Source organism: Aquiluna sp., assembly GCF_965064355.1.
In genome coordinates this window covers 1-10015 of sequence record NZ_CBCHRQ010000053.1, presented here as the reverse complement: position 1 = coordinate 10015, position 10015 = coordinate 1, and the positions used below count along the sequence as shown (strand labels likewise).

The window sequence follows — 10015 nt, the reverse complement described above, 5'->3', positions numbered from 1 at the left end:
TAAAAATCCGCTAAGCTATCTCAGTTCTATGCGGGTGTGGCGAAATTGGCAGACGCACCAGATTTAGGTTCTGGCGCCGAGAGGCGTGGGGGTTCAAGTCCCTTCACCCGCACAAGAAAAAACCCTGAGATTACTCTCGGGGTTTTTCTCTTTGATAGACCTATCTAGAGAAGCGCTCAGCGTCGCAGATTGAGCGAGAGTAAGAAACTGCCAATAGGTTTTCCAAATCTGGTCCCCACCTTGGCCAGGTGCCCCTGTTCTTTGAAGCCGAGCTTGGTGTGCAGTCTGATTGAAGCGTCAGCTCCGCGATCCGCAATCACGGCAATCACCTCTTTAACGTCGGCAGCTTTGCAGCGAACAATCAGTTCTGTCAGCAACATCGTGCCCAACCGCTTGCCGGTTGCCGGAGCTGAGAGATAGATCGAGTTCTCGACAATTTTCAGATAACCACTTCGCTGACGCCAAGGGGCAACGAACGCAAATCCAATTACTTCGATATCGCCTCGAACTAAGACTAGAAATGGTAATTCGAATTTAGCTATTAGCTCGTGCTTTTGCTGCCAGTAGGAAAGATCGAGGGGCCTATCGTCGAAGGTGACCACCGTATTGCGAATGAAGTAGTTGTAGAGGTCCTTGATCGCTGGAAGGTCTTCGGACCTAGCATCGCGAATACTCACTGCTCGCTCAGGTTCGACACCGCGCAACTTTTGCCTGCGCACCATCCGCCAGCGGGTTTCGGAATCCACCACCTAAGCACTCCAATCGATTGGGCTAAGACCCAACTCTAAAAGCGCTGTGTTACATCGAGAAAACGGTCGAGATCCAAAAAAGCCACGATAGCTAGATAGCGGCGATGGGTGCGCAGAGGAGATGACGGTTGCCTGATTTAATACCGGCAGTAACTCGCTGGCTCGCTGGCCCCACAAAATTGCGACCAGTTTCGAGCCCAAAGCTTCCTGCAGGCGCATAACCGCAGTCGTGGTGAACTGCGCCCAACCAAGATCAAGGTGACCGGCGGTGTTATTGGCCTGGGTGGTGAGGTGCCGATTCAACAGCATTACACCGCGATTGGCCCACGGCGAGATATCGCCGGTTTTTACATACTGCTCCCCCATGTCGCTGCGCAATTCCTTGAAGATGTTGCTCAAAGTCGGTGGCAATGGTTTGGTGCCTTCGGGAACTGCGAAGCTCAAACCGATTGCGTGGTCTGGATTTGGGTATGGATCTTGGCCAACAATCAATACTCGGTAGTCCTGAGGCGGCAATTTGAAGGCCCGAAGGATGTTCTCGGTATTTGGAATGCTCAGTGCATCCGCGTTCACCCGAGCTTCAATTTCTGCAAGCAGCTCCAACTGGTCGGCAAGAATTTCTCGCCAGATTGGATGAAGTTGCTTTGCGAACATTCCTCCATAGTAAAAGTGCCATGATGGTATCGCTAACAAAAAGGAGCAATGATGCCAAGTCCTGTCGAGCTTTTGCACGAGGCCGCAACCTACGCTAAGACCCTTACTCAAATCAGACGGGATTTGCACCAGATCCCAGAGTTCGGGCTAAACCTCCCAAAGTCTCAGGCCCGCATCCTGGAGTCAATTCAAGGGCTTGGAGATATCCACCTCGGCAAAGATCTCAACTCCATTGGCTTGGTAATCAAAGGCGGCAAGCCAGGTCCAACCATTTTGTTGCGCGCTGACATGGACGCTCTTTCAGTCAAAGAAGAGACCGGTTTAGATTTTGCATCCACCAACGGCTTTATGCATGCCTGTGGCCACGATTTGCACATGGCCGCAGCCGTAGGCGCAGCGCACCTAATAGCCACCCACAAAGCAGAGCTCTCAGGAACCGTCGTGATTTGGTTCCAGCCTGGTGAAGAGGGCCACCACGGTGCCGATGTAATGATCGAAGAGGGCTTTTTGGAGCTCAGCGGCGAGCGTCCAATTGCTGCCTATGGCCTACACGTTTTCACGGCTATGCCAATTGGGGCTATTGCCTGTAAGCCCGGACCACTTATGGCGAGCGCCGGCGATCTACACGTAACCTTCCAAGGACGTGGCGGTCACGGCTCTATGCCTTGGCTATCTAAAGATCCTGTTACCCCAATGATTGAAGCTATCTCTGCGCTGCAGAACATGCTGAATAAGCGCTTCGACCAGTTTGACCCGGTAATCCTCAATGTCGGTTGGATTCGTGCCGGAGACGATGCAACAACCAATGTGATTGCCGATAGTGCAAGCTTTGGTGCCACGGTGAGAACCTTCTCTCAGAAGAGCACCGCGCTACTGCACGAACTTGCTCCAAAATTGATTCACTCCATCGCGGAAGGATTTGGACTAACCGCAACCGTGGAATTTGGCAGAGCAACCAAGGTGCTTATGAATGACCCAGCTGCCGTTGCCCGCGTCGAGAAAGTTTCCAAGGCGCTGGTTGGAGAGCAGGGCTACATCCGGCTGCAAGCCCCGATGGCAGGTGGCGAAGACTTTGCATCAATCGTGCACGAGGTCCCGGGAGCATTCGTCTTTGTCGGTGCTTGCCCGCCTGATATCAACCACGAGACTGCATCCACTAACCACAGCGCCAAGGCAATGTTTGACGACTCGGTATTGCCGCTCTGCGCCAGCATTTTGGCAGGCTTGGCCTTTGACCACCTAGGGTAAAGTTACTTCTCGTTACGCAATTAGTTGCCCAGCGTCGTGCAATCATCCATAGTTTGTCTACCAACCAAAAAACCTAAGGATTACACGATGTCAGATTCAACTTCATGGGGATTTGAAACCACTCAGATCCACGCTGGTGCAGCACCAGATCCAACCACCAACGCTCGCGCGGTTCCGATCTACAAGACCACCGCTTACACCTTCAATTCGGCAGAGCACGCTCGCAGCCTGTTTGGTCTAGCGGAATTCGGCAACATCTACACCCGCATCATGAACCCAACCCAGGACGTTGCTGAAAAGCGCATTGCGGCTCTTGAGGGCGGCACCGCGGCTTTGCTATTGGCATCTGGCCAGGCAGCTGAGACTTTCGCGGTGTTGAACATCGCCCACGCCGGAGACCACATCGTCTCATCATCGACTTTGTACGGTGGTACCTACAACTTGTTCAAATACACCTTGGCAAAGCTGGGCATCGAGGTCACCTTCGTTGAGAACCAGGACGATGAGAACGAGTGGCAGGCAGCGGTTCGCCCAAACACCAAGCTATTCTTTGCAGAGACCATCGGAAACCCAAGGGTTTCGATTCTGGACATTCGCAAGGTTGCCGATGTTGCGCACAAAAACGGTGTCCCGCTGATCGTGGACAACACCGTTGCAACTCCGTTTTTGATCAAGCCTTTGGAGCACGGTGCTGACATCGTGGTTCACTCCGCAACCAAGTTCCTCGCCGGCCACGGAACCGTGGTTGCCGGTGCAATCGTTGACGGTGGCAAGTTCGAGTGGTCAAAGTCTGACAAGTTCCCGGGACTCACCGAGCCAGACCCTAGCTACCACGGCGTGGTTTACACCCAGGCACTGGGCGATGGCATTGCCTACATCATCAAGGCACGCGTTCAGCTGCTTCGCGACATTGGTGCTGCAGTTTCTCCTGACACCGCGTTCTCGCTGATTCAGGGAATCGAAACCCTAAGCCTTCGCATGGAGCGTCACGTTTCCAACGCCAGCAAGGTGGCCCAGTGGCTTGAGCAGCACCCGCAGGTGAAGAGCGTGAACTACGCGGGTCTTGCTTCCTCGCCATACAACAAGGCTCAGCAGCACTACGCACCAAAGGGTGCTGGTGCCATTGTGTCCTTCGAAATCGTGGGCGGCGTTGAAGCCGGTATCAAGTTCGTAGATGCTCTAGAGCTGTTTAGCCACGTAGCAAACATCGGTGATGTTCGCTCCTTGGTTATCCACCCAGCATCGACCACTCACTCTCAGCTGAGTGAGCAGGATCTTGCCACCACCGGCGTGACCCCTGGTTTGGTTCGTCTATCAATCGGTCTAGAAACTTACGAAGACCTAATTGCAGACCTACAGAAGGGTTTTGCCAAGGCAAAATAATGGACTTTCAGATCTCTGAAGACTCTGCTCCTTCGGAATTCATTTCCGAAGAGCAGCGTCGTCAGCTGGTCGGAAGGCCTCCGGCAACCGGAGCATGGTTGGCCGGTGACCCGCTTGGAGATCGCAAGTTCACATCATCATTTGATCTTGCTTTGGAATCCGGAGCAGTACTCAATCAAGCTCGATTGGCATTTGAAAGCTGGGGCGAACTAAATCCAGATCATTCAAATGCCATTCTGGTCTTGCATGCACTCACCGGAGACAGTCACACGGTCGGAAATTCTTCCAAGGAGCATCCAACCGCCGGTTGGTGGAACGGTGTAATCGGGCCAGGGCTTGCTATCGATACCGATCGGTATTTTGTGATCACCCCAAACGTACTTGGTGGCTGCCAAGGTTCAACCGGGCCATCCTCACTAAACAGTCGCGGCAATGAATATGGCTCGAACTTCCCGCAGCTAACTATTCGCGATCAAGCAAACGCTTTTGTCGAACTTGCCGCCCAGCTCGAAATTGAGAAGTGGTTCGCAATTGTTGGCGGCTCGATGGCGGGCATGCACGCGCTAGAGATGGTCATCGAGAACCCTGAGGTGACTGGGCGTTTGGCGATCTTGGCCGCTCCGCCTTATTCCACTGCCGACCAAATTGCACTGAATACCGTGCAGCTGGAGGCGATTCGTTCAGATAGCAACTTTGCCGATGGCAATTACTACGGAGCTAAGCCAGGATTTGGGCCCCACAAGGGGCTGGCGCTCGCCAGGCGCATGGCACTTTTGAACTACCGCTCCCCGGAGGAACTAAACGAACGCTTCGGCCGCAGTTGGCAGTCCAAGGTGAGCCCGCTTACCGAAAATGGTAAGTATGCGGTTGAGAGCTACTTGGATTTCCACGGCAATAAGTTCGTGCGGCGCTTTGATGCCAACAGCTACATCAGTTTGGTTTCTGCCATGAACTCACACGATGTCGGACGGGGACGTGAATCGGTTGAGTGGGCGCTGCAAAAGATCAGCTGCCCGACCTTGGTTTTGGGCATTGACTCTGACCGATTGTTTCCCATTGCTGGTCAGGAACTAATCGCGAAGCACATCTCCGGCGAGCTTTACGGTGGCGAGCTGCAGGTTATCCAAAGCGAATATGGTCACGATGGCTTCTTGATTGAAATTGAGGAAGTCGGACAAAGACTTGCGGGTCTACTAGCCCTCTAGGCTATGAGTGTGAATTTACTGCGCTCGAAAATTGCCGTTTCCTTCTTTTTTGTATCCTGCGGATCGGCACTTGCTCTCTGGGCAGTGCACATCCCGCTAATCCAAGAAACCGTTGGCATTGACTACTCAACCCTCGGTTTTCTCCTAATGCTCTCCGGTATCGGTGGCTTTGGAGCCATGCAGTTATCGGGTTGGATGATCGACCACGTTGGAGCAAAGACTTCGACCCGCATTGGTGGTGTTGCAGTTGGGTTGTCGCTTTTGGGTCCGGCATTCTCGACCTCCCCCTGGATGCTTGGGCTAGCGATCATGGCGCTGGGCTTGGGTCTTGCCGGTCTTGACGTCACAGTGAATGCCTCAGCACTGCAGGTTGAAAAGGCCAATAAAAAGGCGATTTTCACTTTCTTCCACCTCTTTTGGTCGGTCGGTGGCCTCTTGGGTGCTGGTATTGGCTTTGTAACCATTTCGGCTGGATTTGTGCAATCCCAGACCTTGCCAATTTATGGAGCGCTGCTGTCGATCATTGGATTTTTTATGGCGAACTGGCTATTGCCGGATGAACCAGTTGCAAACAGCGAGAACAAGGTGGCCAACAAGGCTGCCGGCAAGTCGAATCGCAGGGTGCTTGGTTTTGTGGTGCTAGCTGGTCTTATGGCAGCCTCCGGTGCAATCATCGAGGGCGTTGCCCAGGACTGGTCAGCACTCTATTTGAAAGACATTCAAAACGTATCGGTTGCTCTGGCAGCTTGGGGTCTTGCCGCTTTTAACATCGGCATGATTCTGGGTCGAATCTTTATAGACCGAATCGTGGAGCAGCGTGGTCGAGGATTCGTGATTCGCTGGGGAGCACTCTTTAGCGCAGTTGCGATTGGCCTGCAGGCTATCGCTCCAAGTTTTGAAGTATCGCTTTTATTCTGGTTACTTTTGGGTATTGGCATCTCAGGGGTTGTGCCGCAGCTGATTGCCTCGTCTGGCGAAATTGGTGAGGCCTCCCACTCCGGAAGAAACATGGCCAAGGTTGCTGGAATTACTTATGTCGGTGGACTGGCAGGACCATCAATTATTGGTCTTTTGACTCACTCGCTACCGCTTGAAGTTGCAATCGGGTGGGGCTCAGTGCTCGGTATCTTTATCGTGATTTCATATTCACAACTGCAGAAACTTCCAAAATGAGCAAACTTTTTAGCCCGATCCAAATCCGCAACCTGACGGTAAAGAACAGGTTGTGGGTCTCTCCAATGTGCATGTACTCCTGCGAGGACCGTGACGGTGTGGTTGGCGATTTCCACCTGGTTCACCTAGGTGCGAGGGCTCTTGGTGGCGCAGGCTTGGTCATGGCAGAGGCATCGGGCGTGAACGCCGAAGGCCGCATTACCCCATGGTGTCCCGGGATTTGGTCTAACGAGCAGGTTGCGGCCTGGGCCAAGGTGACTAAGTTCATTCACGAGCAAGGTTCTGCTACCGCGATTCAACTTGCTCACGCCGGTAGAAAAGCCAGCACCTATCGCATGCAGTCTGGCTCAGGTTCAGTGCCGCTTGATCAGGGGGGCTGGCAAAGCTACTCGGCAACCGATGAAGCCTTCACCGGATATGCAGCTCCGCGCATGCTTGAGACCGCAGAGATTCCTGGCTTGGTAAATGATTTTGCTAAGGCTGCCGTGAAGGCAGTAGATGCCGGCTTCGATGCCCTGGAGATCCACGCTGCTCACGGTTACCTACTGCACCAGTTTCTGAGCCCTTTGAGCAATAAGCGAAACGACCAATACGGTGGCTCATTGGAAAACCGGGCAAGGTTTTTGCTTGAGGTGTCTGAGAAGGTGCGCGCTGCAATCGGCGAGAGCGTGCCGCTGATGATTCGCTTTAGCGCAACCGACTATGTCGATGGCGGCTGGGACCAACAGCAAACCAATCAGGTTGCGAAATGGGCAAGTGAAGTCGGTGTGGATCTTTTTGATATTTCATCCGGCGGAATTGTCACCGGGGTAAAGATCCCGACCGGTCCGGGCTACCAGGTAGATCTTGCCGAATCTGTCCACGGTGCAACCGGAAGTAATGTTGCTGCCGTTGGGCAGATCACCAGCGCGAGCCAGGCAGAAGAGATTCTTCAGCGCGGCGAGGTAGATGTAATCATGGTTGCACGCGAGTTCTTGCGCGATCCGTTCCTAGGTCTCCGAGCTGCCCACGAACTTGGTGATGAGATTAGCTGGCCGGTTCAGTACGAACGCGGCAAGTGGCCTAACGCCTAGTCGAGTCCTCGATCTCGCCTACTAGCTCCTCAATAATGTCCTCGAGGAATAGGCAGCCGACTATGGTTCCATCGGATGCAAAACTGCGCGCGATGTGAGCACCCGAGCGTCTCATCTGAGCAAGTGCATCCTCAAGCTCTGCGGTCTCTGAAATCGAAATCATCGGGCGCAGCCGCTTGGCAGGAAGTCTTTGCGCCATATCTTCTTCGTTGGCTGCAAGTGCATCCTTGATGTGCCAGTAGCCAACGATGTCACCGGAGGTGCCCAGTACCGGATAGCGAGAGAAGCCGTGCTCGCCCACTGCTAGCTGCAGGTCCTTTGCAGTCGAATCGGTGCTCAAGGTAATTAGCTGGTCAACCGAGACCGCGACATCCAAAACCTTCTTTTCGGTGAACTCAAAGGCCTTCAAGATTGTGCCGGAGTCATCTTCCAGAGTGCCGTGACGGGCCGACTCATTCACGATTCCTTCCACCTCTTCCAAGGTGTAGGCGTTATCTGCCTCATCGCGCGGGGTGAATCGGAACATTCTCAAAATCAAATTGGAAACTGCGTTCAGGGTCAAAACGATCGGGCTGACCAGCTTTGCCACAAAGTAAAGCATCGGAGCCAGCACCAAAGCAGCTTTATCCGGGATAGCAATCGCGATGTTCTTCGGAAGCATTTCGCCCAGCACAACGTGCAAATAGGTAACCAAAACCAGTGCCGTGGTGAATGAAATCACCGAGGTCAGCTCATAAGAAACACCAGCTGCCTTGAGCGGCACTTCCATTAGGTGGTGGATTGAAGGCTCTGCAATCAACAAAATCAAAAGCGAAGAAACGGTGATACCCAGCTGCGCTGTAGCGAGCATCAGAGAGACCTTCTCCATTGCGCGCAGGGTAATTTTTGCAGCTGCATTGCCGGCATCTGCCTTCGGCTCAATCTGAGCGCGGCGTGCTGAAATCACCGCAAATTCGCTACCCACGAAGAATGCATTTGCTGCCAGCAGCACAACCAACCAAATCAGGCCCTGAAGATCGCTATTCATCTTCCACCTCGATTGGTTCGAATCTCACTCGATCGACTCGTCGACCGTCCATGCGAGTAACGGTTAGGAAGCCAGAGGGGATCTTGACCTGGTCACCGGTTACTGGAATCTTTTCCAGTTCGCTCATCATGAAGCCCGATACGGTGTCGTAATCCTCATCCTCGGCAATTAACAGACCGTGCTCTCTAAGTTCTGCCGGTCGCAAGAGTCCCGAGAAAGCAAGCGATCCATCCGAGAACTTAGTTACCGAACTTCGAGCTGTATCGTGCTCATCATCAAGATCACCAACCAGCTCTTCGATCGCGTCCTCAAGTGTCACGATGCCGGCGGTGCCACCGTACTCGTCAATGACTACGCCAAATTGCAGGCCCTTGCCGCGAAGCTGCAAAATCAAGGCATCAAGCGGCATGGTTTCCGGAACCCTGAGTGGCTCAACCATCAGTGCGCCTACTGGAACCTGAGCCCTGCGCTCCAGCGGAATCGTGATGGCACGTTTTAGGTGAACCACACCGACAATGTCGTCTTCATCTTCACCGGCTACCGGGAAGCGGGAGTGTCCAGTGTTGCGAGCAAGCTCAATTAGATCTGCGGCCGATTCTTCCCGCGCCAGCGAGAACATCTTTGGTCTTGGGGTCATCACGTCGTTCGCGTTTAGCGAGGAAAGCGCGATGGTCTTTTCTATAAGTTCTGCGGTGTCTTGCTCCAAAGATCCAAGGTGCGCACTCCTTCGAATCAGAGAAGCTAGCTCCTCTGGGCCGCGCGCCGAGGAAAGCTCCTCCTTGGGCTCAATGCCAAAGCGACGAACCAACCAGTTTCCGTTGGAATTCATCAGGTGAATAAGTGGACCGAATGTCCAAGTAAAGGCGACTTGGAAACCAACCACCAACTTCAAAATCTTTACCGGTTCACTAAGCGCCATGTTCTTTGGCACCAGCTCACCGATTAGAAAGCTAAAGATGGTGGCAATGGTCATTGCGATGGCAACACCAATTGGTTGCAGCAGGTCTTCCCTAAGACCCATATCCAAAAGCCAAGGGCCCAAAAGCCTGGTGAGTGCAGGCTCTGCCACAAAGCCAGTGAGCAGAGTGGTAAGCGTGATACCCAGCTGGGCGGCGGATAGGTGGGTTGAAGTCTTGATAACGGCTCTGATCGGAAGATCTAGGCCTTTTTTGCCCGAGTCGCGCAGTTTTTCTAGTTCAATTCGCTCAACGCTTATTAGGGAAAATTCGCTTGCTACAAACAGTCCGGTGCCGATTGTGAGGAGAACGCCGACGGCTAACAGCAGGTAATCGGACATCTACCGATCCTGGCTTTCGCTGCGTTTACTGGGCTCCATATTCTAGAAACACTATAGCCTTCCGCTCGGGTAGACTGGGAAGCGGTTTAAAAGGATTCGTTCAAAGGGGCACCCTTGTCGTCAACCGACAATCACTCATCCGAAGCAGATTTTGGCGCAAACGAATGGCTAGTTGCAGAAATGTACGGCCAATGGCTCGAAAACCC

9 protein-coding genes and 1 tRNA gene are annotated in these 10015 nt (G+C 53.3%); 6 read left to right on the top strand and 4 right to left on the bottom strand.

Annotated elements, in window-relative coordinates:
• The first annotated feature begins 30 nt into the window (after positions 1 to 30).
• A tRNA-Leu gene (locus AC128V_RS05380) sits at positions 31 to 112 on the top strand.
• A gap of 64 nt (positions 113 to 176) precedes the next feature.
• Here the strand turns inward: AC128V_RS05380 and AC128V_RS05375 are convergent.
• Together AC128V_RS05375 and AC128V_RS05370 are read right to left on the bottom strand one after the other, a co-directional pair.
• Positions 177 to 746 (bottom strand): GNAT family N-acetyltransferase, encoded by a 570-nt coding sequence (locus AC128V_RS05375; protein ID WP_482763654.1) that lies wholly within the window; start codon positions 744 to 746, stop codon positions 177 to 179.
• A gap of 3 nt (positions 747 to 749) precedes the next feature.
• Positions 750 to 1403, bottom strand: a complete 654-nt coding sequence (locus AC128V_RS05370; protein WP_482763653.1) for a uracil-DNA glycosylase — start codon at positions 1401 to 1403, stop codon at positions 750 to 752.
• 51 nt (positions 1404 to 1454) lie between these two features.
• Between AC128V_RS05370 and AC128V_RS05365 the strand changes: the two genes are divergently transcribed.
• The 5 genes from AC128V_RS05365 to AC128V_RS05345 all read left to right on the top strand — a co-directional run bounded on the left by AC128V_RS05365 (position 1455) and on the right by AC128V_RS05345 (position 7485).
• Entirely contained in the window at positions 1455 to 2651 is a 1197-nt protein-coding gene (locus tag AC128V_RS05365; RefSeq protein WP_482763652.1) for a M20 metallopeptidase family protein, read from the top strand.
• 87 nt (positions 2652 to 2738) lie between these two features.
• The gene (locus AC128V_RS05360) at positions 2739 to 4034 is read left to right on the top strand and encodes a bifunctional o-acetylhomoserine/o-acetylserine sulfhydrylase (protein ID WP_482763651.1); all 1296 of its coding nucleotides are present in this window, start codon (positions 2739 to 2741) and stop codon (positions 4032 to 4034) included.
• Positions 4034 to 5239: a homoserine O-acetyltransferase MetX gene (gene metX, locus AC128V_RS05355; protein WP_482763650.1), complete on the top strand. Its 1206-nt coding sequence runs from the start codon at positions 4034 to 4036 to the stop codon at positions 5237 to 5239. Before AC128V_RS05360 ends, metX begins: the two co-directional genes overlap by 1 nt.
• 9 nt (positions 5240 to 5248) lie before the next feature.
• Complete coding sequence (locus tag AC128V_RS05350) at positions 5249 to 6412, top strand: MFS transporter (RefSeq protein ID WP_482763649.1); 1164 nt, start codon at positions 5249 to 5251, stop codon at positions 6410 to 6412.
• Entirely contained in the window at positions 6409 to 7485 is a 1077-nt protein-coding gene (locus AC128V_RS05345; protein ID WP_482763648.1) for an NADH:flavin oxidoreductase/NADH oxidase, read from the top strand. The genes AC128V_RS05350 and AC128V_RS05345 overlap by 4 nt, the downstream gene beginning before the upstream one ends.
• Here the strand turns inward: AC128V_RS05345 and AC128V_RS05340 are convergent.
• Both AC128V_RS05340 and AC128V_RS05335 read right to left on the bottom strand, forming a co-directional pair.
• The gene (locus tag AC128V_RS05340; RefSeq protein WP_482763647.1) at positions 7475 to 8512 is read right to left on the bottom strand and encodes a hemolysin family protein; all 1038 of its coding nucleotides are present in this window, start codon (positions 8510 to 8512) and stop codon (positions 7475 to 7477) included. The genes AC128V_RS05345 and AC128V_RS05340 overlap by 11 nt on opposite strands.
• Positions 8505 to 9809, bottom strand: coding sequence for a hemolysin family protein (locus AC128V_RS05335; protein ID WP_482763646.1), 1305 nt, complete (start codon positions 9807 to 9809; stop codon positions 8505 to 8507). Before AC128V_RS05335 ends, AC128V_RS05340 begins: the two co-directional genes overlap by 8 nt.
• Positions 9810 to 10015: the final 206 nt, after the last annotated feature.

Excerpts from the sequence above, each read along its gene's own strand:
- AC128V_RS05345 (WP_482763648.1), top strand. The coding sequence starts at position 6,409 with ATGAGCAAACTTTTTAGCCCGATCCAAATCCGCAACCTGACGGTAAAG.
- AC128V_RS05370 (WP_482763653.1), bottom strand. The coding sequence starts at position 1,403 with ATGTTCGCAAAGCAACTTCATCCAATCTGGCGAGAAATTCTTGCCGAC.
- AC128V_RS05335 (WP_482763646.1), bottom strand. The coding sequence starts at position 9,809 with ATGTCCGATTACCTGCTGTTAGCCGTCGGCGTTCTCCTCACAATCGGC.
- metX (WP_482763650.1), top strand. The coding sequence starts at position 4,034 with ATGGACTTTCAGATCTCTGAAGACTCTGCTCCTTCGGAATTCATTTCC.
- AC128V_RS05340 (WP_482763647.1), bottom strand. The coding sequence starts at position 8,512 with ATGAATAGCGATCTTCAGGGCCTGATTTGGTTGGTTGTGCTGCTGGCA.
- AC128V_RS05365 (WP_482763652.1), top strand. The coding sequence starts at position 1,455 with ATGCCAAGTCCTGTCGAGCTTTTGCACGAGGCCGCAACCTACGCTAAG.
- AC128V_RS05360 (WP_482763651.1), top strand. The coding sequence starts at position 2,739 with ATGTCAGATTCAACTTCATGGGGATTTGAAACCACTCAGATCCACGCT.